The sequence below is a fragment of the Streptomyces sp. STR69 genome, assembly GCF_024519455.1.
Taxonomy (GTDB): Bacteria; Actinomycetota; Actinomycetes; order Streptomycetales; family Streptomycetaceae; genus Streptomyces.
The window spans coordinates 419,052-443,321 of sequence record NZ_JALJRY010000001.1; the positions used below are offsets into that span (position 1 = coordinate 419,052).

A 24,270-nucleotide genomic window follows, 5' to 3' on the forward strand; every position below is an offset into this window, starting at 1 on the left:
GGCGGACAACATGCAGGAACAGACGTACGATCCGGTCCTTGAGGTCGCTGAGCTGCCCAAGTGGCGGCTGACGAGTCCGCTGCGGCCGCCGGACCCCGGCCGCGCCCTGGTCCTCGTCCGCGACAGCGGCCCTTCGCTGACGATCCGCAGCGGCGAGGAGATCCCGTCCGCCCGGTACGGCAGTTACAGCTCGGTGTTCACGGTGGACCTCGCAGAGCACCGGCTCGTCCTGGACATACCGCTGCTCAGTCGCGACCCCACGTTCTCCTTCCGCAGCCGCGTCGACCTGGTCTGCAAGGTCGCCGACCCCGCGAAGGTCGTCGCCCGCGGCATCCGTGACATGAGCGGCGCTCTGCACGGGTACTTGCGCAGGACGCTGCGTGAGGTGGCCCGGGACTACGACATCGCAGAGTTCCACGAGGCGGAGCGGGCGCTCAACACCGCGCTCGCCTCGTTCGCCGGCGACGACGCGATACGACTGCGCAACATCCACGTCGAGCTGCTGGTCGACGAGGACGAAATCGCCGCCAGCGGACGCGAGTTCAGGGACGTGGTGCGGGAGACCAGGCTCTCCCGCATGCGTCGCACCCGACATGTCGAGATGATCCGCGAGGAAGGCATCGACGGCCTCATCGCCGAGATCATGGAGAAGGAGGGGCCGCGCGCCGCACTCGCCTGGATCGAGAAGGGCGAGGCGGAGAAGCGCGAGGTCAAGCGCGAGGTCATGCGGATGATCCTGGAACGCGGCGACAGCGACCGGGAGCCGTTCGAACAGACCGAGTTGGAGCGCGCGGTCCTGGCGGAGGTGCTGCGGGACGGGGACGGCCTGTTCGACACGGCGACCCGGCGGGGACGGCTGAGCGGTTCGCTGTCCCGGGCTCTCGGACCGGGTGCGCCCGAGGACGCCGGGGAGGAGCCCGAACCCGCGCCTCTCCGGGGCGAAACGCTGCGCAAGGGGCCCGAGGCGCCCGGCACCGGCCGGGTCTCCGGAATCCGTACGGACGGCGGCCGACGCGAGCCCGGTACGGACCGCGCCCCAGGAGGCGCGCGGGACACCGACCGTGACGCACCCCGTCGGCGTCCGGCGTCCTCCGACGCACCGCCCGAGGACGAACCGCTGCCGTCCACGGGCAGCACCCCCGAGGGCCCCGCCGCTCCCCCCGAGGCATCGAAGCCGAGGGTGAGCCGGGTGCGTGGAACCGCCAAGAACAGGCCTACCGATTCCGGCAGGGAGCCTCGATGAACCATCCCGGCCAGGACAGCGCCGGCCAGGCCCGTCAGCCCCTGCCCTCGTCGGCAGTGGCCGGGCCGACGACGCTCACACCCGGGCCCGTCCCGTCCGCCGGACCGTCGGGGGCTCCGCCCACGCCGCCCCGGCTGGCCTGGGGCGCACCTGCGGGGCTGCTCCAACTGGCGTCCGTGTGGACCGAGCGGGTTCCCGGCCACGGGGAGGACGCGGAGCCGTTCCTCGCCCACCACTGGGAGTCGAGGCAGGGCATGCTCGCCGTCTTCGACGGTTCGGGCGGCGCCGGCGCGGCCCCCGCGTGGCAGGCACCCGACGGCACTTCCCGGACCGGTGCCTGGGTGGGCGCGCGCACGGCCCGGCTCGCCACCGAGTGCTGGCTCCACGACGTCACGAGAGGCCGCCAGGACGTCGAACCACAGTCGTTGCACGCGTATCTGAAGTACTTCCTGGACACGGCACCGCAGCGACAGAGCAAGATCGGTGGCACCATGCGCCGGCAACTGCCCACCACTCTCGCGGGCCTGCACTACCAGATCGCCCCGGGGGACGCGGAGATCGAGCTGCGCCCGCTGTGGGCGGGTGACTCACGGGCGTACGCGCTGCTGCCGGAGAGCGGTCTGCATGTCCTCACCCGCGACCACACCCGGGAGAGCGACGCGCTGGAACTCCTGCGCAGCGACCCGCCGATGACCAATCTGGCCTGCGCCGACCGGGATTTCGGCATCGACACCCAGCACCTGATCATGCCGCTGCCATGCGTGCTCGTGGCAGCCACGGACGGGTTCTTCGGCTACGTCCACACGCCCGCCGACTTCGAGCACCTCCTGCTGCGCACGATGCAGCAGGCCGGCACCGCTGCCGAATGGGCCCACCTGCTCCGCCGCGAGGTGGAGTCCTACACGGCCGACGACGCCTCACTCGCGCTGCTGACGCTCGGCTACCCCGACTTCGGCGATCTGCGGTCCCGGTTCGCACCCCGGCTGAAACGGTTGACCGACCAGGTGTCGTGGGGCAGACCGAGCGCGCTCACGATCGCGCCGGACCCCACCGCGGATCCGCGCGAGACCGCTGCCCGCATCAAGGCATGGCAGGACCAGTCGTGGCAGGCATACCGCCACGGCTACGAGTCGTACCTGCCGCCCCCGCCCGAGGAGCCCGTATGAAGCAAGGAGACGTGATCGCGGGCTACCGCATCACCACCGCACCCACCAACGCCAACGGCGGAAAGTGCATCTGGGCCTTCGCCGAGAAGTCCGGCACCGCCTACTTCATCAAGCAGTTCCTCGAGCCCAAACGCCCCAAGGACGACGCCCGCGACTCGCCGAGCCTGCGGATCAGGCGGCAGCTGGCGCAGGAGTTCGAGGAGCGGCATCGCACCATCATGAAGCGACTGCGGCCCGATGCCCTCGGCGGCGGCAACCTCGTACTCGCCACGGACTTCTTCCACGACGCCAGCACGTACTACAAGGTCACCGAGCGCATCGACACGTCCAGCCTGGAGAAGCCGCAGACGCTGGAGCCGCGCCAGAAGATGGTCCTGCTCAAGACTCTCGGCACCAGTCTCAAGCAGTTGCACGACATCGACGTGGTGCACGGCGATCTCAAGCCGCTCAACGTGCTCGTACAGAAGCGGAACGACGCGGCCTTCCACACCGCCAAGTTGATCGACTTCGACGATTCGTACATCGCCGGGAAGCCGCCCGCCCCCGAGGACATCTCCGGGGACTCCTTGTACGGGGCGCCGGAGTGGCGCCGCTATCTGCAACAGGACGGCTCCGCCGGGCCCGATCGGCTGACGTGCGCCGTGGACGTGTTCGCGCTCGGTCTGATGACCCATCTGTACCTGACGGGTGAACTCCCGCGCCACGACGAACGGTTCGGCTCTCCGGCGGACGCGGTCAACGCGGGTGAGCGGCTGGGGCTCGATGCGCGCCTGTCGGACGAGATCCAGGGGCTGTTGCGTGCGATGACCCAGGAGGACCCCAAGCAGCGCCCGCGCATGGCGACGTATCTGAAGGCTCTGTCGGACCCCAAGGTGTGCGCCCTCCAGCACCGCAGACCAGGCTCCGCGGCACCGAAGAAGGCGCCCACGGAGGAGGCTCCGGCAGCGGCCCCGCGCACGAGCCGGGTCCGCACCAACCTCAAACCGCGCACTACGGGCCCCACTCCCGCACCGCGCACCGCGCCGGCCGAGCCCGCGCCCTCTCCCCCGGAGCCGGACACCGCTCCCGCCCCCGCCTCGACCACCTCCTCCGTTCCCCGGCCCTCGCGCGTCCGCATCAACCTGGGCGACCGAGGCCGGGACCGCAACGCACCGTGACCCAGGAGCCGTACATGAACGCCAGCAACAACCAGTACCAGGGCAATCTGCAGTACGCCGTCGACATCGTCCTCTGCATCGACGCGACCGGCAGCATGTTCCCCGTCCTCGACACCGTGAAATCGAGCGCGCTGCAGTTCCACGACCGGCTCAACGACGTGATGGCGAAGAAGGGCAAGTCGATCAGCCAGCTGCGCCTGAAGACCATCGCGTTCCGGGACTTCGGTGACGACCCGGCGTCGGCCATCGAGCAGACCGACTTCCTGCGCCTGCCCGACCAGGCCAAGGACTTCGAACAATTCGTGCGCGGGATCGACGCGGGCGGCGGCGGTGACATCCCGGAGTCGGGCCTCGAAGCACTCGCCCTCGCCATCAACTCGCCCTGGGAGACGGGCCTGGACCGCAGGCGCCACGTCATCGTGATGTTCACGGACGCCCCCGCTCACCCCCTCGGCACCGTGGGTGCCGGCGCGCAGACCTACCCGACGAACATCCCGCGCAACATCGACGACCTCTTCGAACAGTGGGGGTACGCCCGCAGTCAGACCGCCGTGATGGAGCAGTCGGCCAAGCGACTCGTGCTGTTCGCGCCGGACCAGGAGCCCTGGAAGGACCCGATCTCCGAGGAGTGGGACCTCACCCTGCACTTCGAGTCCAAGGCGGGCGAGGGCCTCGAAGAGTTCGAGATGGACGAGATCATCGAGACGATCGCGAACAGTCTGTGATCCTGCGCCTGGAATGGGCCGGATTCCAACTCGAGTACAACGAAGGGCTCCTGGAGCTGCGTTGGCCCAACGCGGCGGTCCTGGAAGCCAAGGCCGAACGCTGTGCCGAGGCGTCCCTGGGCCCCATGTCGGGCGACGGCTCTGCCCAGTTGATGTTCAGGTTCAGGAGTGCCTCGTCCGACGCGACCGACCTGATCCTGGTGCGGGTCGGCGTCCCCGCCGCCCACGTTCAGGACGCCGAGCATCTGATCCAGCGGCTGCGGCGCGAGCACGGCGTGCCGGACCGGCGCACCGACGAGGACGAGAGCGCCGACCTCAGCCGACTCCCCGCGAGGGCGCCCGGCTGGGTCCTGGCGCCCGCGGGCGCCGCGTCGGAGGGACTCTTCAACGAGGTCATGGACCGGATCGCGAACGACACCGACTGAGTCGGGAACCCGGCCCACGCAACGACGCGACGAGGAAAGGCAGTACAGGGGTGGCGGCAACGGACAACTGGCGCTGCGCGGACTGTGACACGTTCAATGAGCCCGCGAAGACGTCCTGCACGGTCTGCGAGGGCACCCGGCGTGCGTCTGCACCCGCTCCTGCCGCGGCCCCGCCCCGCAAGAGCGCTCCGCGGCCGTCCGCCAAACGACCGTCACCCGCCAGGCCGACCGCGAACTGGCGCTGCACCCAGTGCGACACGAACAACGGCACGTCGGACACGGTCTGTTGTGTCTGCGGCACCGGTTGGAAAGCGGCGACGAAGCCGGCGGCCAGGCCGGCGGCGAAGAAGTCACCGCCGAAGTCGGCCAAACCCGCTTCGGGCGGCCCGGCGAGACCGACGCCCAAGAAGCCGACCCCGAAGAAGTCGACGTCCTCGGCGAGCTCAACGGGCTCAACGGGCTCAACGGCCAGGAAGACCGCTCCGAAGCGTCCCGCTTCCCCCGGTTCCACGCGCACGGCATCGAGCCCACGACCTGAGAGCCTCTTCCACCCGCCGCCCGCCGCCACGACGGGTTACACCCCGACCGGCTTCCGCCCTCCCCCACCGGTGCCCTCCGCTCCCACTCCGCGCTGGGTAGCGCCAACGGCACCGGCGAAGAAGAACAACAGCTGTGCGAGCTGCATCGGCGCCCTCGTCCTGGGCGTCGTGCTGCTCTTCGCCGCAAAGAGCTGCATCGGCGCGATCCAGTCGCACTCCGGCACGTCCGACGACTCCGGCAAGAGCCCGAGCACGGCTTCCTGCCCCACGCGCATCGCGGACGAGTTGCCGTCCGGCGACGGCGCCGAGCTGGTCAAAGCCTTCCGCACGAGCAACAAGCAGATCACGCTGTGCCGCACCACAGCAGGCAAGCTGTACTACTTCGGCGAGTTCAGCGATCACCGCGAGGCCGGCATCGCCATGTCCGCCAAGCAGACCAGTGGCGGTTTCGAAGCCACCAACTCCCCGTATCGCTATGTCATCCACGACGGCGTCGTGACGATCTACAAGTCGGGCACACGAATCGGCCAGGAAGAGCTGGAGGACGAGCCTTCCCCCGAATGAGGAGCGTTTCGCCTCAACAGGCCGTGCGGGACACGGTCGCACGGTACGGGTGTCCGGGGCTGTGGCCGGCCCGCAGCCTCCGCGCAGCGAACGGGTGATCGTCGCCCTCTCGCGCTCTTGCCTCCCCCGAAGGACACTCATAGGCCAAGGAGTTGCCGCCGGAGGGGGACCACACATGCGGGACGGGCATCGGAGTGATGCCGAGCGGCTGTTGGCTCGGGCCGTGGAGGAGGAGGTGCGGCGTTCCGGCGGGCGCGTCGAGGGGCAGGTGCTGCTGGCGCGGTCCCGGGCCGCGCTGGACGCCATGGCCCAGACGGCGGCGGAGGAGTACGCGGCCTACACGGGGGCGCTGGACGAGGCGGCGGCCGGGCAGCTCACCTTCGGGCAGCGGTATGCCAAGGAGGGGAGTGGAACTCCCTTGCTGGTGGCGGGTGTTGCCGCCGTCGCGGCTGTCGTGGCCGATCTGGCCCTCGGTACCGGCGCCGGTACCGCGCTCGGCACGGGTGTGACGGTCGGGGTCGTCGGTGCGGCGGCGACCGTCGCGAAGGTGACCGCCTCCCATCTGCCGGCCGCGCATCACCGCGCTGGTGCCACGAGTCAGCCCGGCGGGCCTGAGCAGTTGCGGTTGCAGTGGCTGACGGCGTTGGAGGTGCGGGGCATCCGGCCGTTCCTGGACCAGCAGCGGGTGCTCGCCGCCTCCACCGGGCCGACGAAGAAGCCGGGGCCGCAGCTGCGCGGTACGGACAAGAGCGCGGCGGCCCGCAGACGGAGTGTGCTGGAGCAGTCCTTCGGTCAACTCCCGGAGCCGGTCGGGGTGTTCGCCGGTCGGCGGGCGGAGCTGGCCCGGATCCGGCAGCTGGTGCAGGCGGCCCGCGCGAGCACGGAGACCCGGCCGACGGTGGTCGTTCTGCACGGCGCGCCCGGCTCGGGCCGCACCACCCTCGCGGTGCGTGCCGCACACGATCTGCGCGACCAGTTCCGCGGTGCGTGCGTGGTGGATCTGCGCGGCGACAGCCCGGGCGAGTCCCCGCTGCCGACCCGTGACGCACTGCTGCATCTGCTGAACCGGCTGGGCGCGCCCCGCGAACAGCTGCTCTTCCGTGAACGCTCCTCCCCCGACCAACAGGTCAAGCGGCTGGGCGAGTTGTATCACCAGCATCTGACCGGGCTCCCGGTGACGATCGTCCTGGACGACGCCTCCGATCCCGGGCAGGTGGCCACGCTGGTTCCGGAGCGCTCCGACAGCCTGGTCGTGGTGACCGCCCGCAAGCCACTCGACCTGCCCGCCGAACTGGCCGCCTGGGTGCACCAGTTGCCGGTCGACGCGCTGGACGCGGCGGGCGCGGAGGAACTGCTCGGCGCCGTGGCGCAGGACGGTTCGGGGCCCTACGACGCCGAATCCGACGAGCGGATCAGGGAGTTGTGCGGCGGACTGCCACTGGCGCTGCGGATCGCGGGCTCGTCCCTCGGCCCGCGATCACCGCGTCAACTGGCCACCGATCTGGGCGCGTACGGCCCGGTCGAGCCGGTCGAGCGGGTGCTGTGGCTGCGCTACACCGACCAGTCCGACCCGGCCCGCACCCTGCTGCGCCGGCTGGCGCTGGCCGGGCGGGCCTCGCTCGGTGCCGCGGCAGCCGCTTCCCTGCTGGCCACGGACGAGACGGAGGCCACCCGCCACCTGGTGGCCCTGTCCCGCGCGGGCCTCATCGACCATGTCCGCGGCACCCGTTACCGGTTGCACGACCTGGTCCGCGCCTTCGCGCAGGCCCGCCTCCTCGACGAGGAGGAGTCCTCGGAACGTACGGCGGCGCAGGAACGGCTGATCGTGAACTACGCCGAACTCGCCGACTCCGTACTGCGGTTGGTCGACGGCAACATGTCGACGCGCTCGGACCGCTTCGGCCCGCACGGCTTCACCTCGCTGGACGAGGCGCTGCGCTGGCTGGACGACGAGTCCAGCTTCATCACCTCGACACTGCGGCACGCGGAGGGCGTCGACCAGGGCGCCGTACTGAACCTGCTGGGCGCGCTGTGCGACTACTGCCTGCTGCGCGGCGACCTCTACCGCCTGGGCGAGATCAGCGAGTTGGCGCAGGCGGTCGACCAGGGCCTCCTTGTCCGCTCGGTGCAGTGGCGCACGGGCATCGCGGCCCGGCAGCTCGGCGAACTCGACAAGGCACGCACCACCCTCACCTCCGTCGTCGACCTCTACATGGAGGCCCACCACGACGCCGGCGCCGCCCGCGCCCTCTGCTCCCTCGGCATCACCCTCCACCACCAGGGCAACCTCACCGAGGCGGCGGCGAAACTCCGCGAGGCCCTCGACCTCCAGGCCCCGCCCCAACTGGCCACGGACCGCGCCTGGACCATGCACGCCCTGGCCGCCGTGGAACGCGACCGCGGCCGACTCCCCGAAGCCATGCGGCTGTTGACCGAGTCCCTGGTCCTGCACCACGCGGGCGAGTCCGTGCACGGCGAGGCCTGGGCCCACTTCCAGCTCGGCCAACTCGGCCTGCGCATGGGCGACATCCCCCGCGCCGAGCACGAACTGACCACCGCCCTCGGCCTCTACGGCCGTACCCGCGACGCCCGCGGCGAGGCCTGGGCGCTGACCCAACTGGCCCGCGCCCGGCTGGTCGCCGGCGACCCGTCCCCGGCGGTGGACGGCCTGCGCACGGCGGCCTCCCGGCACCGCGACAACGAGGACGCCCGCGGCGAGGCCTGGACCGTCTACTACCTCGGCCAGGCCCTGGAGGAGACCGGCAACCTGGACCTGGCGGTACGCGAACTGGAACGCTCCCGCACCATGTTCTCCCGTATGCGGGACGTCTACGGCCTGGCCTGCGCCCGGCACCACTCGGCGCGCGTCACCCGCGACCAGCGCGCGGCCCAGACGGGTTCGCTGCGCAACTCCGGCTTCGCCCGCCAGCTCCTCGTCGACGCCCGCGCCGACTTCCAGCGCATCGGCGTCGCCCACGGCGAGGCGTGGACCTGCCTGGAACTCGCGGTGGTCGACGCGGGCAACGCCCGTACCCCACAGGCACTGACCCTGTGCGACGAGGCGCTCGGCCTGTTCACCTCGTACGGCGACAAGCGCGGCGAGGACTGGGCCCGCTTCCTGCGTTCCACTCTCCTGCCGTACGCGGCCCCCGGCGGCGTCGAGGTCGGCACGGCGGTCGCCCAGGAGGAACTGACGCAGCTCTCCCGCACCCGCCACCCCCACCGCGACGAAAAGCTCGACGACTACGTGGAGGCGTACCAGCTGCTGCTGGAGCGGGGCGTGAACCTGGAGGCGGGCTGGCAGGCGTGGCGGCTGGGCATGGTGCCGAGCCGCCACGCCCGTGAGGTGATGGGGGTGGCGGTGCCGGAGCGGCCCTGAGCACCCCCGCGCGGGCCCGCCCGGTCAGCCCTGCTTGGCCTTGGGTTCGGCCGGGACGGCCTCGGACTCCGCCTTCGGGTCCGGGGCCTCCTTGAAGTCGACCTTGTTCATCTGCTTGCTCATGGACTTCATCAGTCCCCATACGGCCAGGGCCATCACCGCGAAGACGATGAAACCGAGGACGCCGGGGGTGACCTTGTTCTCGTCGACCTCGGCGAGGGGGACCAGGTGCGTCATTGCCAGGGCTGCGCTTGAGCTCATGTCAGGCATTGTCGCGGATGCCCGCAAAGAGGTCGTCCTCGGGGAGGGAGGTATCGACCAGAGACTTCGCGAGCTCGTACTCCTCGGTCGGCCAGACCTCTTTCTGGATCTCCATCGGGACCCGGAACCAGCCGCCGTCGGGGTCGATCTGCGTGGCGTGCGCGAGCAGCGCCTTGTCACGGATCTCGAAGAACTCGGCGCACGGGATGTGCGTGGTGAGCGTGCGGTCCCGCATCGTCCCGGACTCGTCCCAGCGCTTTAGCCAGTCCCCGTACGGCGACTCCAGGCCCCGCTCCAGCAGCGCCTTGTGCAGGGCCTCGGTGCGCTGCCGGTTGAAGCCCTGGTTGTAGTAGAGCTTCTGTGGCTGGTACGCCGGGCCGTACTCCGACTCCGGGTACTTCTCGGTGTCCGTCGCGCCCTCGAACGCCACCATCGAGATCGTGTGGGTCATGATGTGGTCGGGGTGCGGGTAGCCGCCGTTCTCGTCGTAGGTGGTGATCACCTGCGGACGGAAGGTGCGGATCTGCTTCACCAGCTCGCCGGCCGCCTTGTCGACGTCCTCCAGCGCGAAGCAGCCCTCGGGCAGCGGGGGCAGCGGGTCGCCCTCGGGCAGGCCCGAGTCGACGAAGCCGAGCCACTCCTGCTTGATGCCGAGGATGTCGCGGGCCTCGTCCATCTCCTTCTTGCGTACCTCGTGGATGTGCTCCTCGACGTACTTGTCGCCCTGGAGCTTCGGGTTGAGGATGGAGCCGCGCTCCCCGCCCGTGCAGGTCACGACCAGCACGTCCACCCCCTCGGACACGTACTTCGCCATGGTGGCCGCGCCCTTGCTCGACTCGTCGTCGGGGTGCGCGTGAACGGCCATCAGTCGCAGCTGGTCAGTCAAGACTCAATCCTCAGTAAGTCGGCGCCCCGGTGTCCTGGGGTGCAATCGGCGCTTCTATAGTGACCGAATCGAGGGGCGAATAATTCCGGGGGCTGATTTCGGGAGCCCCTTGCCGGGAGGACGATCATGAGTACGGCGAGTACGCGACTGCCCGAGGGCCGCTACGGCAACTCGTCGGACGAGCGTGCCGACCACAAGCTCAAGGTCGCTGGTGCCGTCCTCGCGGCGGCCCTGCTCGTCCTCGTCGGGTACTTCGCCTACCACTATGTCGTCGAGACCAAGATCAGCGCCGAAGTGATCACTTTCCAGGCCTCGGGCAACGAGGTCAAGGTGCATCTGGAGGTCCACAAGGACTCGGGCACCAGCGGCTACTGCACCCTGCGCTCGCAGGCCGCCGACCAGTCCGAGGTGGGCCGGGCCGACTTCCACTTCGGCGGCTCGGCGACCCGCATCGACAAGGTCGTCACCCTGCGTACGACGGCCCGGGGCACCACGGCCGAGCTGCTCGGCTGCCACTCCGACTGACGTCACCCTCGTTGTGTAGGCATTGACCTGCGTTGACGTATTTCTGACGGCTTATGTCCTCCCCTTGGCGCCGTTGAATTGTTAGGCTCGTGGTTTCGCCCTTCCATGAAGGAACATTCTTCTGGGTAGGGCGATGCTTTGTATTCCCAGTACCTACGAGGAGCACCTGTGACCCAGACCAGCGAAGACGTCACCTGGCTTACGCAGGAGGCGTACACCAAGCTCAAGGAAGAGCTGGCGTACCTGTCTGGTCCCGCGCGCGAGGAAGTCACCGCGAAGATCGCGGCTGCTCGCGAGGAGGGCGACCTGCGCGAGAACGGCGGGGACCACGCGGCCAAGGAGGAGCAGGGCAAGCAGGAGCTCCGCATCCGCCAGCTGGTCCAGCTCCTGGAGAAGGCCAAGGTCGGCGAGGCTCCGGCGTCTGCGGACGGCGCGGTCGCGCCCGGCATGGTCGTCACGATCGCGTTCGACGGCGACGAGGACGACACGATGACCTTCCTGCTCGCCTCGCGCGAGTACGCGAGCGCCGACATCGAGACCTACTCGCCGCAGTCCCCGCTGGGCTCCGGCGTGCTCGGCCACAAGGTCGGCCAGGAAGCGCGGTACGAGCTGCCCAACGGCAAGAAGGCCTCGGTGACGATCCTCAAGGCCGAGCCGTACAACGGCTGACCTGCGGGACCTGACCCACGGGACCTGACCTGCGGGATTCCGAGGCTTCGCCTTCGACGAGCCCCCGGCTGCCTTGCGGCGCCGGGGGTTTCGCCATGCCCCCTGGGATTCCGGCGTCCCGCGTCTCCTCAGGCCGTCGCCGAGCGGTACTTCCGCACCGCCAGTGTCCGGAATATGAGGATGATCAGGAGCGAGTAGATCAGTGAGGCCCACACCGGGTGCACCATGGGCCAGGCGTCCGAGGGCGACTGTCCCGGGTTGGCGAAGAGCACCCGGCAGGCCTGCACGGTGGCGCTGAACGGGTTCCACTCGGCGATGTGGCGCAGCCACGGGGTCATGTGGCCGGTGTCCACGAACGCGTTCGAGATGAACGTCACCGGGAAGAGCCAGATCAGTCCGCCGGAGGTGGCCGCCTCGGGCGTGCGGACGGTGAGCCCGATCAGGGCGCCGATCCAGGTGAACGCGTACCCGAGCAGGAGCAGCAGGCCGAAGGCGCCGAGGACCTTGCCGGCGTTGGTGCCCCCGTCCGAGCCGACCCGCCAGCCGACCAGCAGGGCGACTATCGCGAGGACCAGGAGGGTCAGCGCGGTCTGCACGAGGTCGGCGAGCGTCCGCCCGGTCAGTACCGCGCCGCGCGCCATGGGCAGCGAGCGGAAGCGGTCGATGAGGCCCTTGTGCATGTCGTCGGCGATGCCCGCGCCGGAGCTGGCGGTGGCGAACGTGACGGTCTGTGCGAAGATGCCCGCCATCAGGAAGTTCTTGTAGTCGGTGGCGCTGGTGCTGCCGCCGATCTGCATGGAACCGCCGAAGACGTAGGTGAACAGCACCACGAACATGATGGGCTGGATCAGCCCGAAAATGACCATCTCGGGAATCCGGCTCATGCGGATCAGATTCCGTTTTGCGACGACCAGGGAGTCGTGGACGGACTGGCCCAGCGCGCTGCTCGGTGCCGCGACCGGCACGGCCTCGGTGACGGCACTCACTTCGCGGCCTCCTTCTTGTGCTTGCGGTCCTTGGTGTCGGGGTTGGTGTCCGCGCCGTTGTCCTCGGTCTTCTCCTCGGCCAGGTGGCCCGTCAGGGAGAGGAACACGTCGTCGAGGGTGGGGCGGCGCAGGCCGATGTCGTCGATCTCGATGCCCTCGGTGTCGAGTTCGCGGATGATTTCAGCGAGGAGCTTGGCTCCGCCGGAGACGGGCGTGGTGATCCTGCGGGTGTGCTCCTCGACGGTGGTGTCGCCCTTGCCGAAGCCGCGCAGACTGTATTTGTCCAAGAGGGCCGAGGCGATCTCGATGTGGTCGCGCTCGTGCACGACGACCTCCACGCGCTCGCCGCCGGTGCGGGCCTTGAGCTGGTCGGAGGTGCCGCGGGCGATGACCTTGCCGTGGTCGACGACCGCGATGTCGTGCGCGAGATGGTCGGCCTCTTCCAGGTACTGCGTGGTCAGCAGCAGTGTCGTACCGCCGGAGACGAGCTGTTTGATGACCTCCCACAGCATCTGGCGGTTGCGCGGGTCGAGTCCGGTGGTCGGCTCGTCCATGAACATCACCGGCGGGGAGACGACCAGGGCCGCCGCGAGGTCGAGCCGGCGGCGCATGCCTCCGGAGTAGGTCTTCGCGGTGCGGTCGGCGGCGTCCGCGAGGTTGAACTGGTCGAGCAGTTCGTCGGCCCGAACCTTCGCGGCCTTGGCCTTCATCTGGTAGAGCTGGCCGACCATCTGCAGGTTCTCCCTGCCGGTCAGGTACTCGTCGACCGCGGCGAACTGGCCGGAGAGACCGATGGAACGCCGCACCTCGTTGGGCTGCTTGAGCACGTCGAGGCCGGCCACGGTCAACTTGCCGCTGTCGGGTCGCAGCAGGGTGGTCAGACAGCGGACGGCGGTCGTCTTGCCCGCGCCGTTGGGCCCGAGCAGGCCCAGCACGGTGCCCTCGGGGACATCGAGGTCGACGCCGTCCAGAGCTTTCACATCGCCGAAGGTTTTCACCAGGCCTTCGGCATAGATGGCGCCTGGCATATCAGTCTCCACGTCGTCGGGGATTCTTCGAAAAGCCTAGGTTTGCGCATGATGCTCCGCCTCCCGTTTTTCACAGGACCGGCGACACGAGACACACCATAACGCGATGTATCGCGTCTCTCAACGGATTTTCTCGAACGAGTGACGGAACAGGTGACGAACGGGCCCTGACCTCAGTCGATGACCGTGTACCCCGCGTCGCGCAGGGCCTGGCCGACCTCAGCGCAGTGCACCGGCCCCTTCGTCTCCAGGTGCAGCTCGACCTCCACCTCCGTGAGCCCGAGCCGTGGGTCGGTCCGGACGTGGCTCACATCGAGGACGTTAGCGTCGACCACTGACAACACCCCGAGAAGCGTCGCGAGCGCCCCCGGCCGGTCCGTCAGCCGCAGCGTCACGGCCAGGTAGCGGCCCTGCGCGGACATGCCGTGGCGCAGGATGCGCTGAAGCAGCAGCGGGTCGACGTTCCCGCCGGACAGCAGCGCGACGACCGGTCCCTCGAAGCTCCGCGGATCGCTCAGCAGCGCGGCGACCGGACTGGCACCGGCCGGCTCGACGACCAGCTTGGCCCGCTCCAGGCACAGCAGCAGCGCGGTGGACAGTTCGTTCTCGGTGACCGTGCGGACCTCGTCCACCAGATCGGCGACAATCGCGAACGGCACGTCGCCGGGCCTGCCGACCTTGATGCCGTCGGCCATCGTCGCCGGGTGCTGGATCGACACCGGGCGTCCGGCCGCCAGCGAGGGCGGAAACGCGGCGGCGCCCGCCGCCTGCACGCCCACGATCCGCACGTCGGGCCGCAGCGCCTTCACGGCGACCGCGACACCGGCCGCGAGTCCGCCGCCGCCGATCCCGACGACGATCGTGCGCACCTCGGGGCACTGGTCCAGGATCTCCAGGCCCACCGTGCCCTGGCCCGCGATGACGTCCGGGTGGTCGAAGGGGTGGATGAACACCGCGCCCGTCTCGTGGGCGTACTCCTGCGCGGCGGCCAGCGTCTCGTCGACCACGTGGCCGTGCAGGCGCACCTCGGCGCCGTACTCCTTGGTGGCGCTGATCTTCGGCAGGGGCGCACCCTTGGGCATGAACACCGTGGAGCGCACGCCGAGGAGTGCGGAGGCGAGGGCGACGCCCTGGGCGTGGTTGCCGGCGCTCGCGGCCACGACACCGGCGGCGCGCTCCTCGGGAAGCAGTCCGGCGATACGGACGTAGGCGCCGCGCAGTTTGAAGGAGCCCGTGCGCTGGAGGTTCTCGCACTTGAAGTGCACCGGCGAGCCGACGAGCTGGGTGAGGTGCCTGCTGCCTTCCATCGCGGTCACCCGCGCCACGCCCGTGAGCATCTTCTGGGCGCCGCGCACATCGTCGAGGGTGACGGGTCGCAAGGAGTCAGCCGTGCTGTAGCTCATGACTCAAGCATCGCAGTTCACAGGCGCTCGCCACGGTTGTGACCAAGCTCCGAGACTGGTTTGCGCAGCGCCGGTACGGGCCGCCTTCCATCCGCGTACCCTGTCCCCCAACCCAGCACCCCCTTCATGAAGCGAGCCCCCGGCCATGCCCACAACACCTGAAATGTCGATGGACATGACGACCGTCGGTGAACCCGGTCTCCTCGACACGCTGCAGCACGAGGTGGCGGTCTTCGCGCGCCGTGCCGAACAGACCCGGCTCGGTGGAGTCGGACAGGTGCGCAACTCCATGGACCGCGCCGCGTATCTGCTGCTCAACCGCCTCGACAAGGAAGGCCCGATGGGCGTCAAGGCGCTCGCGGCGAGCATGGGGATCGACTCCTCGACGGTCACCCGGCAGGTGGCCCCGCTCGTCGACACCGGGCTCGTCAAGCGCACCTCGCACCCCGAGGACGGCCGCGCGGTGGTGCTGCAGCTGTCCCCGCGCGGGCAGTCGCGACTGGAGGAAGTCCGTTCGTCCAGGCGTCAGTTGATGGACGAGTTGACACACGACTGGGCGCCGGAGGAGCGCGAGGCGTTCTGCACGCTCCTCACACGCTTCAACAGCGCCCTCTCCGCGCGGATGGCGATGCCGGGCAACGAGCCGTCGTCCGCTTCCTGATCCCTCGGCGAGTGGGGCACACACGCGTGGTGCCCCACTCCCGCCCCTTCGTACCGAACTCTTGACCTCACGACAGCCCTGGCCTCATATGAAACCGGGTCCATCAGGTGGGAGGGCATGGTGCGTGAACGGCAGGTGTCCCAAGGCGCCCGCCGGGCCCGCGAGTTCGAGGCGTTCGTCGCGGGCGCGGCAGGGCGGCTCCTGCACGCCGCCACGCTGCTCACCGCGGAGGCCGCGGACGACAACCCTCGCGCGCAACGCCTGCTGGCGCTGTCGCTGGCGCACACGTACGCGTGCTGGGACCGGCTGCGCGGGGAGGACCCGTACGACCGTGCGCGGCAGTATCTGGCCAGCCGCTTCGCCCGCGCGGCCTGGCACCAGTACGGCGGCCTCGGCCGGGCCCGCCCGCACGCCGACAGTCCGTTGGGTGCTCTGGCTCCCCAGGAGCGGCTGATCGTGGTCCTCAGGTTGTACGAGGGGGTCGCCGAGGAACAGGCCGCCGCACTGCTCGGGCTGCCCACGGAACGGGTCCGGACGATCTGCGAGCGGGCGACGGCGAGGCTGCTGCATCCGCCGCGCTCCCCGGTGCCGAAGGTGGCGAAGGCCAAGGTGGCGCCGTCATGAGGTCGCCGAACGGGGGTACGCGCGCGTGAACAGGCCCGAGCGGGAGGCGGCCGTGCGGCGGATCATGGAGCGGACTCCGCCGCAGGTGCCGCCGGAGCTGTACGCGGACGTGGTGCGCCGCGGCGGCCGGATGCTGCGCCGCCGGATGGCCGCCCGGCGGATGATGTGGCTGCTGCTGTGCGCGGCGGTCGTGGCGTTCACCGTGTGGGCGGCGATGGTCCATCCCTGGGTGGAGCCGCCGTCGGAGACGACTCCACCGCTGACGGGCTGGTGAGAGCAGGTTTCTAGCCGAGCGCCTGCTGCAGGTCCTCCAGGAGGTCCTGCACGTTCTCGATGCCCACGGAGAGGCGCACGAGGTCGCCGGGGACCTCCAGGGCCGAACCGGCGACGGACGCGTGCGTCATGCGTCCCGGGTGCTCGATCAGCGACTCGACGCCGCCCAGGGACTCGCCGAGCGTGAACACCTTGGCGCGGTTGCAGACCTCGACGGCCGCCTCCTCGCCGCCCTCGACCTGGAAGGAGACCATGCCGCCGAAGGACCGCATCTGCTTGGCGGCGACCTCGTGACCGGGGTGCTCCGGGAGGCCCGGGTACAGAACGCGCGTCACGCGTGCGTGCCGGGTGAGCATGTCGGCGACCTTGGTGGCGTTCTCGCCGTGCCGGTCCATGCGTACCGACAGCGTCTTGGCGCCGCGCAGTACCAGCCAGGAGTCGAAGGGCCCGGCGACCGCGCCCATCGCGTTCTGGTGGTACGCCAGTTCCTCGCCGAGCGCCTCGTCGGCCGCGATCAGCGCACCGCCGACCACGTCCGAGTGGCCGCCCATGTACTTGGTCAGGGAGTGCACGACGACGTCCGCGCCGAGGGCCAGCGGCTGCTGGAGGTAGGGCGTGGCGAAGGTGTTGTCGACGACGAGCCGCGCGCCCGCGTCCCGGGCGATCTGTGCGACGACCGCGATGTCGGTGATGCCGAGCAGCGGGTTGGAGGGGGTCTCCACCCAGACGACCTTGGTCTTCGGGGTGATGGCGGCCCGTACCGATGCCGGGTCGCTGGTGTCGGCGACCGACCACTCGACGCCCCACCGGGAGACGACCTTCGCGAAGAGGCGGAACGTGCCGCCGTACGCGTCGTTCGGGATGACGACGTGGTCGCCGGGGCTGAGCAGCGTACGCAACAGGCAGTCCTCGGCCGCCAGTCCGGACGCGAACGCGAGACCTCGGCGACCGCCCTCAAGGGCGGCGAGGTTCTCTTCCAGGGCGGTCCTGGTGGGGTTGGCGCTACGGCTGTACTCGTAGCCGCCCCGCAGACCGCCGACGCCGTCCTGCTTGTAGGTCGAGACCTGGTAGATCGGCGGGACGACCGCGCCGGTGAGGGGATCGGCGGTGTTGCCCGCGTGGATCGCGAGGGTCTCGAAGTGCTGACTGATGTGCCTGTCGCTCATGGGGGCGAGCGTAATGCGCTCGCGGGGTGTACGACGATCCGGAGGTTTTCCACAGGGTGGCGGGGCGGAGCGGCGGTGGTTTTCCACAGGGCGGTGGGCCGGGTTGGCCAATTGTCGGACCCGTCTGGTTCGCTTGAGGCATGGAGATTCTCTGGGTCCTGATGGCGCTGCTCATGATGGGCTTCGTGCTGATCCCGTTCCTGCGGCGCAGGCGCGGGATGATCGAGCAGGTCTCGCCGGGCCATCCGGACGCCGCGGACCCGGCGACCTACGGCTTCGTGCGCGAGGAGGAGCTGGACATCCGTATGCCCGGCCCCGACCAGGACCTGCTGGACGTCCTCGACCTGGTGCAGCGCACGCAGGACTACCGCGCGGCGATGCAGTTGCTGGCCGGCACCGAGATCGCGGGCGAGTTGCGCTGGCAGCGGGTGCAGGCCTTCGCGGGCGCCGCTTCGCTGGAGCTGCAGCAGCGGCCCGGCGGGGTGAGCGAGACGCCGGGCGGGCAGTGGCTGCGGGTGTGGCGGGCCGAGCATCTGAAGGACGCGGGCGGCGCGGCCGTGCACGCGGAGTTCCTGGTGCAGCAGGCGTGGCGTACGTCGACGCGGGGGACGGACGAGTTCCGGATCATCATGGAGGAGGCGAGGGACGCCTGCGGGCAGGCGGCGCTGCTCTCCCCCGGTGACCCGGTCCCGTACATCGTCGAGTTGTCGGTGGCTCGTGGACTGGCGTATCCACAGCCGGAGTTCGAGCAGCTGTGGCTGAAGATCCTGGACCGTGCGCCTGCCCACATGGGGGCGCATCTGGCGGCCCTGCAGTACTGGTGCGAGAAGTGGCACGGCTCGCGTGAGCTGGCGAACTCGTTCGCGGAGTCGGCTGCCGCGCGGGCGCCGCAGGGATCGCTGCTCGCCGCGATGCCGCTGTTCGCGGTGTTCGAGCACCTCCCCGAGGTGAACCTGGTCAGCAGCTTCTACCAGAGCGAGGTCGTGGAGAAGGCGATCCACGGCGCCCTGTTCGCCGTGCACGCGGCCCGCCCCGACGACCCGATGCTGGCGCACGTCCGCCATCTGCTGGTCTTCTTCCTGGTCCGCGCGGAGCGCTGGTCCGAGGCGATGAACCAGCTCATACACATCGACGGCCACGTCGGGGCCCTCCCCTGGACGATGTCGCCCGACCCGGCGGCGGAGTTCGCGGTGTACCGGGCGCTGGCGGTGGCGGGTTACGAGGCGAACGGCGGGAGCCCGGCGAGCCTGCCGCACTGACGGGACCGGAATTCTCGAAGACCCTCGCCCGTTGACATTCCGGACTCGGAATCACGCTGAGGCCCGATGGGAGACCGCATGTTCCTGCACAGTCGTACGCCCCAGCTGCCGACCCGCGAGCAGGCTCTCCAGGGCCGGCCGGAACCTATGTTCACGATCCCCGACCGCCACACCGTCCTCGGCACCCCGCTGCTCGGCCCCTACCCCGAGCATCTGGAGATCGCCGACTTCGGGCTGGGTTGCTTCTGGGGTGCCGAGCGCAAGTTCTGGCAGCTCCCGGTGGGTGTGTGGACAACCCTGGTCGGCTATCAGGGCGGCTACACGCAGAACCCGCACTACGAAGAGGTCTGCTCGGGCCTGACCGGCCACACGGAAGCGGTCCGCGTGGTCTACGACCCGGCACTGATCTCGTACGAGAAACTGCTGAAGACGTTCTGGGAGTCCCACAACCCGACGCAGGGTTTCCGCCAGGGCAACGACGTGGGCACCCAGTACCGCTCCACGATCTACCCCCACACCCCCGCACAGACAGCCGCGGCGGAAGCCTCCCGCACCGCCTACCAACGGGTCCTCACAGGCTCGGGCTTCGGGACGATCACCACGGAGATACTGCCGGCGGAGGGGCGGGTGTTCTACCCGGCCGAGGGACATCACCAGCAGTACCTGGCGAAGAATCCGGCGGGGTACTGCGGGATCGGCGGGACCGGGGTCAAGCTAAGTACCCCGTTGGGGACGAACTGGGGGGTGTCCTGCCCGACAGGTCTCACACCCGCTCCGACGGATGGCTGAGCGCACGCCGGCATCCGTGTCCGGTGACCGCCGTATCGGCGAGTTCAGCTTCAGGGAGCACCTGGAGCTGATCCGAAAGCGACCCGGCATGTACGGCCTGGACGGTTCGTACGGCGGCTACGTCACATACCTGCATGGCTACGACGCGGGCACTCGCGACAGCGCGCTGCTCGGCTTCAGGGAGTGGCTGCTTCTCAAGCTGGGCCACCACAGCAGCTTCGTGTGGTCCCGCCTCGTGACGGAACTGGTACTGCCGGAGGCATCTCCTGGCCGGGGCTACAGGGACCTGGACGAGAAGCAGAACAGCGTGGTTGTCGATGCCCTGTTCCAGCTTCTTGGACAGTTCCTCCATGACCGTGACGCAGAGCGAGACGGCTTGAGAAATATCTTCCGCGACTACGCGCTCCATTTCCGTGAGTGATCCGTGCGGCGCGGGACCCAGGCGGCTCACCCGTCGGGCTGAGCACCACGTTCTGCAGCGATCGCACGCACGGCCCGTGGGCACGCCGCGCACCGCGCTCCGTCTCGGGTGCGCACGACCTTCGCAGGTCGCTCAGCGCAACAGTTCGAGGGCGACCCCGCTATACCTGCGAGGGCCCGCCGTCGGTTCTTTCCGGTGACGGCTCGACGGATACGGCGAGGTACCGGAACTCTCCGCCTGCTCCGCCCAGTTCGGAGTACGGCTGCCAGTCGAGCGGATATGTGCCGCGCAACGTGCACGTGTTCGGCTTGTAGGCGCCCTCGGCCCAAAGCAGCGTGCCGCCAAGCTCACGCCCCTGGTGGATCCTGAACTCCCGATCCCGAGTCTGTCCGCGGCCGACGCCCGGCGGAGTCCATAGAGATGCGTCATTGGTCAGCATGATGGCAAGACCGTTCTGGTCGGACCGGCGACAGAAACGCTCCAGCCTGGCTATGTCCCGCACGAAGTGCAGGCGAGCGAGGTCCGCGGCGCCGTGCCCCTTCAAGGCGTAGTCCTCGGCGGGAGCGCCCACCGTGCCCGTCCATCTGCGGGTGAAGTACTTGAACTCGATCGCGGTTCGGGCCGACGGGCCGATGCACAGGAGGTCCAGGTGTTCGTTGCTGTCCCCTGCCGACTGCGGTACCTCAAGCCTGGAGTGCACATCCTGCGACAGTTCCCAAAGGGCCCGCGCGAAGCTGTGTTGGAGATCGGCTTCGGAGTGGAAGACCGGTCTGTGCCTGCCCAGTTGCGCAATGACGGCGCCGAGTGAGACGCGCCCGGCGACAGTCCGACTGCCGTCCATCGATGCCATGACCACAGCACCATCCAAGTGGCTCCTCGGCTGAATTCTCAAGCAGCAGCAACACCGCACTGCCATTCGGCACGCAGCAACGGCAGACACGGCAGCACGGGCTCGGTGAGACCAGAGTCAAGCTGCGTGAACCGTTCGACACGAACTGGGGCCGGCCTGCCGGGCCGGCGCAGCTCCGGCATCGGAAGTCACAGACAGGTAAGCGGTGTTGACCCCGGTCCGAAGAGGGCGTCCGTGGCACTGGCAACCAGCGCGGTGCGGCGGCAGCAGTTCTCGTCTCAGCGAACGGCGGTCGAAAATCGGTGGCCCACTGAACCGGCCAACCCCACGCTGTACGCCATGGAAGAACCGCAACACAGGATCCGTGCGGCCTACTCGGAGTCCACGGTCACCGTCTACCAGGCGTACTCCCCCGAGATCGGCCTTCCCGCTGTCCGTGACGGCCGCTTCCCCGCCGCGTGGAAGCGGGACAGGATGACATGGATCAAGCCGTCGTTCCTGTGGATGATGTATCGCTGCGGCTGGGGCACCAAGGCAGGACAGGAGACCGTCCTCGCTGTCGAGATCAGCCGTGACGGCTTCGACTGGGCGCTGAGCCACGCCTGTCTGTCGAGCTACGTCCGCGGGCTGCACCCCGACCGAGCCACCTGGCAACGCCAGTTGAAGCGCGCGCCCACCCGCGTCCAGTGGGACCCCGAGCGGGACCTGCACCTCCAGCCGCTGCCCCACCGGTCCTTGCAACTGGGTCTCTCCGGTGTGGCCGTACGACGCTACGCGGACGAGTGGACCGTCGCCATCCGCGACGTGGCCCCGCTCGCCCACGATGTCCACGCCCTCGTCAACTGTGGTGAGTTGGCCTCCGCCATGCGACTGTTGCCCCAGGAACTCCCCTATCCCGCTGGAAAGGAATCTCTTGCCCACCTCCTGGGATGACGGGCCGGCTCACCCGGCAGTCGACCGCGGCCGATGGGTCACACCGCAGCACAGGCTCGCCGGGACCGGGGTGTCCTGCCCGACAGGTGTGGCGTCGGCCGATGGCTGACCGGTCCGCGCCCACGGCGCAGGAGGCGTTCACCACGCTGATGCGCGCACGGATCGCTCCCGGTCTGCGCGCGCTGGGCTTCAAGGGGTCGGGGCAGACGTACGAGCTGCCCCATCTCGAGAGCTGGGCTCTCATCGGCTTCCAGAAGTCCGCGCACAGCACCGCGGGGCGGGTCGAGTTCACGCTCAACGTGACCGTGGCCGACAAGCTCGGCTGGGCCCGGGCCCGTAGGCATCAGCCGCACCTGCCCGCCCGCCCCAGCCCGAACACGGTGTACGGTCCCGCGGCCTGGCACTCCCGCATAGGCCAACTCCTCCCCGCGAAGCGCGACACCTGGTGGACCATCTCGGCCACGACCGACCCCGGGCCCGTTGCCCGTGGTGTCATCACCGCGGTGACGGAGTACGCGCTCCCAGCCATCCGGGAGCAGCGGCGTTCATGACCGCTGAGGTGGCTTGCGAGCGGGGTCCGACAGCGTTCCCCTGCGTTGTGAGGGACGGGCTCCAGGCCGTCAGTCGAAGGCCACGACCAGGCGAACGCCTTCGTCGCCGAAGCGGCCTGCCAGGGCCTTCATCACCGCGAAGACATGCGGCCAGTGAGTCTCGGGCCCCAGGACCGCGCCGACCGTCAACGGCTCGTACGTGCAGGTCAGTTCATCGGTGGTCCACTCCACGCGTTCCGTCGCGTCGCGCAGGTCGGACGGTGGTTCACCCACCACGGACAGGGCCTCAAGCAGTCGCGAGTCGGAAACCAGGTGCTGATGCAGGATCGACGGCAGCGCCTTCGTGCGCCACGTCAGCCGGCCGGTGAATTCGTGCGGGGTTGCCGCGAGATCGATCGAAGCCAGCTCCGCCCAGCTGACCCAACTCGCGCTGTACAGGTCGTCCGATGCGACCCAAGGACCCAACTGCGAGCGCATCCCGCTCGACAGATCGGCGGGAAGGCCACGCTCCGGTGCGAGCGGTTGGAAGCCCGCGTAGTTGCGCACTCCGAAGAGACAGCCGAAGGCCGCGTAGTCGGTTTCGTCGTACAGCGGCCAGAGGTCCATGGCGGCCACCCAGGGCTCGCCGTCGTAGTAGTCGGTACCGACGCCGGGATGGCGAAACTCGATGCCGCCATGGATATCCGTACTCACGGCGCCGCACCCTAACAGCGCTCGCCCGCACGGGCGCGAACAGCGCCGGTCAGTAGCGGAGGCCGGAGGCGGGCCATGTCCCCATCGATGCGCAGGATGCAGTCTCTGAAGCAACCCAGGGGCGCTCCCCCGTCCGAGACGTGCAGGGTCGGTCCCAGAGCCATCAGGGGGCGGAGAACCTCCGCATGCCGGGCAGCAGACCGTCCTGGCCGTCGGAATCAGCCGCGACGGGTTCGAGTGGCCCCTGCCGTACCGCTCCGCTCCTTGCCGTACCGCTCCGCTCCTTGCAGCTCGGCCTCTCCGGAGAGGCCGTACGGCGTTACGCCGACGGATGGACGGTCGCCATCCGGGACGTGACGCCGCTCGCGCATGAGATACGCGGGCTGGTGGGCAGCGGCCGGCTCGACTCGGCGGCGCGGCTGCTGCCCCCGGAGCGGGCCTACCCCATGGCCATCGAAGAGGCTCAGCCCTCCGCGCGTGCCGGCAGGCGCCAGCCCGGGCGGGGGAAGTGGCAGGTGTAACCGTCCGGGTAACGCTGCAGGTAGTCCTGGTGCTCGGGCTCGGCCTCCCAGAAGGGGCCGACCGGCTCAACCTCGGTGACGACCTTGCCCGGCCACAGGCCGGAGGCGTCCACGTCGGCGATCGTGTCCTCGGCGATCCGCTTCTGCTCGTCGTCCACGTAGTAGATCGCCGAGCGGTAGCTGAGCCCGATGTCGTTGCCCTGGCGGTTCTTGGTGCTCGGGTCGTGGATCTGGAAGAAGAACTCCAGGAGCGCGCGGTAGTCGGTCTTCTCGGGGTCGTAGAGGATCTCTATGGCCTCCGCGTGCGTGCCGTGGTTGCGGTAGGTCGCGTTCTCCACGTCACCGCCGGTGTATCCGACGCGGGTCGCCGTCACGCCCGGGAGCCGGCGGATCAGCTCCTCCATCCCCCAGAAACATCCGCCCGCCAGTACGGCCCTCTGCGTCTGCGCAGCCATCGCGATCCCTCCACTTTCTGTCGGCTCGGTCACCCAGAGTCCTCAACGCGCGAGGACGCCCGGCGATTCCGTACCCGTGCGACCTGGCGGCCTGGGAAATCGGTTGCTTCCGACGGCT

27 protein-coding genes and 1 pseudogene are annotated in these 24,270 nt (G+C 69.5%); 19 read left to right on the top strand and 9 right to left on the bottom strand.

Features of this window, described 5'->3' with window-relative positions; translation table 11 throughout:
- Positions 1 to 10: 10 nt before the first annotated feature.
- From OC490_RS01935 to OC490_RS01970, 8 genes are all read left to right on the top strand, one after another.
- Positions 11 to 1,243, top strand: a complete 1,233-nt coding sequence (locus OC490_RS01935; RefSeq protein WP_262055974.1) for a hypothetical protein — start codon at positions 11 to 13, stop codon at positions 1,241 to 1,243.
- A complete protein-coding gene (locus OC490_RS01940) occupies positions 1,240 to 2,409 on the top strand; it encodes a serine/threonine protein phosphatase (protein ID WP_262055975.1) in 1,170 nt (389 codons plus the stop codon). Before OC490_RS01935 ends, OC490_RS01940 begins: the two co-directional genes overlap by 4 nt.
- Entirely contained in the window at positions 2,406 to 3,566 is a 1,161-nt protein-coding gene (locus OC490_RS01945) for a protein kinase domain-containing protein (RefSeq protein ID WP_262055976.1), read from the top strand. Before OC490_RS01940 ends, OC490_RS01945 begins: the two co-directional genes overlap by 4 nt.
- A gap of 14 nt (positions 3,567 to 3,580) precedes the next feature.
- Entirely contained in the window at positions 3,581 to 4,291 is a 711-nt protein-coding gene (locus tag OC490_RS01950; RefSeq protein ID WP_262055977.1) for a vWA domain-containing protein, read from the top strand.
- Positions 4,288 to 4,716, top strand: coding sequence for a hypothetical protein (locus OC490_RS01955; protein ID WP_262055978.1), 429 nt, complete (start codon positions 4,288 to 4,290; stop codon positions 4,714 to 4,716). Before OC490_RS01950 ends, OC490_RS01955 begins: the two co-directional genes overlap by 4 nt.
- A 304-nt stretch (positions 4,717 to 5,020) precedes the next feature.
- The gene (locus OC490_RS01960) at positions 5,021 to 5,254 is read left to right on the top strand and encodes a hypothetical protein (RefSeq protein ID WP_262055979.1); all 234 of its coding nucleotides are present in this window, start codon (positions 5,021 to 5,023) and stop codon (positions 5,252 to 5,254) included.
- 70 nt (positions 5,255 to 5,324) lie between these two features.
- Positions 5,325 to 5,819: a hypothetical protein gene (locus OC490_RS01965; RefSeq protein ID WP_262055980.1), complete on the top strand. Its 495-nt coding sequence runs from the start codon at positions 5,325 to 5,327 to the stop codon at positions 5,817 to 5,819.
- 175 nt (positions 5,820 to 5,994) lie between these two features.
- A complete protein-coding gene (locus OC490_RS01970) occupies positions 5,995 to 9,198 on the top strand; it encodes a tetratricopeptide repeat protein (RefSeq protein ID WP_262055981.1) in 3,204 nt (1,067 codons plus the stop codon).
- A gap of 24 nt (positions 9,199 to 9,222) precedes the next feature.
- Here the strand turns inward: OC490_RS01970 and OC490_RS01975 are convergent, their stop codons facing one another.
- Positions 9,223 to 9,468 carry a hypothetical protein gene (locus OC490_RS01975; protein WP_200712183.1) on the bottom strand — a complete coding sequence of 82 codons (246 nt, stop codon included), beginning with the start codon at positions 9,466 to 9,468 and terminating at the stop codon, positions 9,223 to 9,225.
- Entirely contained in the window at positions 9,461 to 10,324 is an 864-nt protein-coding gene (gene mca / locus OC490_RS01980; RefSeq protein WP_262056295.1) for a mycothiol conjugate amidase Mca, read from the bottom strand. The genes OC490_RS01975 and mca overlap by 8 nt, the downstream gene beginning before the upstream one ends.
- Positions 10,325 to 10,471: 147 nt before the next feature.
- Between mca and OC490_RS01985 the strand changes: the two genes are divergently transcribed.
- Together OC490_RS01985 and greA are read left to right on the top strand one after the other, a co-directional pair.
- Positions 10,472 to 10,870, top strand: a complete 399-nt coding sequence (locus tag OC490_RS01985; RefSeq protein WP_262055982.1) for a DUF4307 domain-containing protein — start codon at positions 10,472 to 10,474, stop codon at positions 10,868 to 10,870.
- A 168-nt stretch (positions 10,871 to 11,038) separates the two neighbouring features.
- On the top strand, positions 11,039 to 11,539 hold the full coding sequence (gene greA, locus OC490_RS01990) for a transcription elongation factor GreA (RefSeq protein WP_262055983.1): 501 nt from the start codon (positions 11,039 to 11,041) through the stop codon (positions 11,537 to 11,539).
- Between the two features lie 128 nt (positions 11,540 to 11,667).
- Here greA and OC490_RS01995 read toward each other — a convergent pair whose 3' ends face one another.
- The 3 genes from OC490_RS01995 to ilvA all read right to left on the bottom strand — a co-directional run bounded on the left by OC490_RS01995 (position 11,668) and on the right by ilvA (position 14,956).
- On the bottom strand, positions 11,668 to 12,525 hold the full coding sequence (locus OC490_RS01995; RefSeq protein ID WP_262055984.1) for an ABC transporter permease: 858 nt from the start codon (positions 12,523 to 12,525) through the stop codon (positions 11,668 to 11,670).
- Positions 12,522 to 13,553, bottom strand: a complete 1,032-nt coding sequence (locus OC490_RS02000; RefSeq protein ID WP_262055985.1) for an ATP-binding cassette domain-containing protein — start codon at positions 13,551 to 13,553, stop codon at positions 12,522 to 12,524. Before OC490_RS02000 ends, OC490_RS01995 begins: the two co-directional genes overlap by 4 nt.
- Before the next feature lie 173 nt (positions 13,554 to 13,726).
- Positions 13,727 to 14,956, bottom strand: coding sequence for a threonine ammonia-lyase (gene ilvA / locus OC490_RS02005; protein WP_262055986.1), 1,230 nt, complete (start codon positions 14,954 to 14,956; stop codon positions 13,727 to 13,729).
- Between the two features lie 163 nt (positions 14,957 to 15,119).
- Here ilvA and OC490_RS02010 point away from each other — a divergent pair, with 163 nt between their 5' ends.
- From OC490_RS02010 to OC490_RS02020, 3 genes are all read left to right on the top strand, one after another.
- Positions 15,120 to 15,617, top strand: a complete 498-nt coding sequence (locus tag OC490_RS02010; RefSeq protein WP_201049884.1) for a MarR family winged helix-turn-helix transcriptional regulator — start codon at positions 15,120 to 15,122, stop codon at positions 15,615 to 15,617.
- Positions 15,618 to 15,737: 120 nt separating this feature from the next.
- The gene (locus OC490_RS02015; RefSeq protein WP_262056296.1) at positions 15,738 to 16,241 is read left to right on the top strand and encodes a sigma factor-like helix-turn-helix DNA-binding protein; all 504 of its coding nucleotides are present in this window, start codon (positions 15,738 to 15,740) and stop codon (positions 16,239 to 16,241) included.
- 25 nt (positions 16,242 to 16,266) lie between these two features.
- Complete coding sequence (locus OC490_RS02020; protein WP_262055987.1) at positions 16,267 to 16,515, top strand: hypothetical protein; 249 nt, start codon at positions 16,267 to 16,269, stop codon at positions 16,513 to 16,515.
- A gap of 10 nt (positions 16,516 to 16,525) precedes the next feature.
- Here OC490_RS02020 and OC490_RS02025 read toward each other — a convergent pair whose 3' ends face one another.
- Positions 16,526 to 17,680 carry a cystathionine gamma-synthase gene (locus OC490_RS02025; RefSeq protein ID WP_262055988.1) on the bottom strand — a complete coding sequence of 385 codons (1,155 nt, stop codon included), beginning with the start codon at positions 17,678 to 17,680 and terminating at the stop codon, positions 16,526 to 16,528.
- A 140-nt stretch (positions 17,681 to 17,820) separates the two neighbouring features.
- Between OC490_RS02025 and OC490_RS02030 the strand changes: the two genes are divergently transcribed.
- The 3 genes from OC490_RS02030 to OC490_RS02040 all read left to right on the top strand — a co-directional run bounded on the left by OC490_RS02030 (position 17,821) and on the right by OC490_RS02040 (position 20,149).
- Positions 17,821 to 18,939 carry a hypothetical protein gene (locus OC490_RS02030; RefSeq protein ID WP_262055989.1) on the top strand — a complete coding sequence of 373 codons (1,119 nt, stop codon included), beginning with the start codon at positions 17,821 to 17,823 and terminating at the stop codon, positions 18,937 to 18,939.
- A 78-nt stretch (positions 18,940 to 19,017) separates the two neighbouring features.
- Positions 19,018 to 19,728 (top strand): peptide-methionine (S)-S-oxide reductase MsrA, encoded by a 711-nt coding sequence (msrA, locus tag OC490_RS02035; RefSeq protein ID WP_262056297.1) that lies wholly within the window; start codon positions 19,018 to 19,020, stop codon positions 19,726 to 19,728.
- Positions 19,721 to 20,149 (top strand): hypothetical protein, encoded by a 429-nt coding sequence (locus OC490_RS02040; RefSeq protein ID WP_262055990.1) that lies wholly within the window; start codon positions 19,721 to 19,723, stop codon positions 20,147 to 20,149. The genes msrA (OC490_RS02035) and OC490_RS02040 overlap by 8 nt, the downstream gene beginning before the upstream one ends.
- Positions 20,150 to 20,309: 160 nt before the next feature.
- On the opposite strand, the gene OC490_RS02045 is transcribed toward OC490_RS02040, so the two are convergent.
- Positions 20,310 to 20,999, bottom strand: coding sequence for a hypothetical protein (locus tag OC490_RS02045; protein WP_262055991.1), 690 nt, complete (start codon positions 20,997 to 20,999; stop codon positions 20,310 to 20,312).
- A 339-nt stretch (positions 21,000 to 21,338) separates the two neighbouring features.
- On the opposite strand from OC490_RS02045, the gene OC490_RS02050 reads away from it, so the two are divergent.
- Complete coding sequence (locus OC490_RS02050) at positions 21,339 to 21,932, top strand: DUF4291 domain-containing protein (protein WP_262055992.1); 594 nt, start codon at positions 21,339 to 21,341, stop codon at positions 21,930 to 21,932.
- Positions 21,933 to 22,033: 101 nt separating this feature from the next.
- Positions 22,034 to 22,483, top strand: a complete 450-nt coding sequence (locus OC490_RS02055; protein ID WP_262055993.1) for a DUF4304 domain-containing protein — start codon at positions 22,034 to 22,036, stop codon at positions 22,481 to 22,483.
- Between the two features lie 69 nt (positions 22,484 to 22,552).
- Here OC490_RS02055 and OC490_RS02060 read toward each other — a convergent pair whose 3' ends face one another.
- The gene (locus tag OC490_RS02060; RefSeq protein WP_262055994.1) at positions 22,553 to 23,176 is read right to left on the bottom strand and encodes a hypothetical protein; all 624 of its coding nucleotides are present in this window, start codon (positions 23,174 to 23,176) and stop codon (positions 22,553 to 22,555) included.
- 187 nt (positions 23,177 to 23,363) lie between these two features.
- Here OC490_RS02060 and OC490_RS02065 point away from each other — a divergent pair.
- Positions 23,364 to 23,697 (top strand): annotated as a pseudogene (locus OC490_RS02065) (DUF4291 family protein); the annotation flags it as partial.
- Here the strand turns inward: OC490_RS02065 and msrA (OC490_RS02070) are convergent.
- A complete protein-coding gene (msrA, locus tag OC490_RS02070; protein ID WP_026179176.1) occupies positions 23,640 to 24,152 on the bottom strand; it encodes a peptide-methionine (S)-S-oxide reductase MsrA in 513 nt (170 codons plus the stop codon). The pseudogene OC490_RS02065 and the gene msrA (OC490_RS02070) sit on opposite strands and share 58 nt — an antisense overlap.
- Between the last annotated feature and the right edge of the window lie 118 nt (positions 24,153 to 24,270).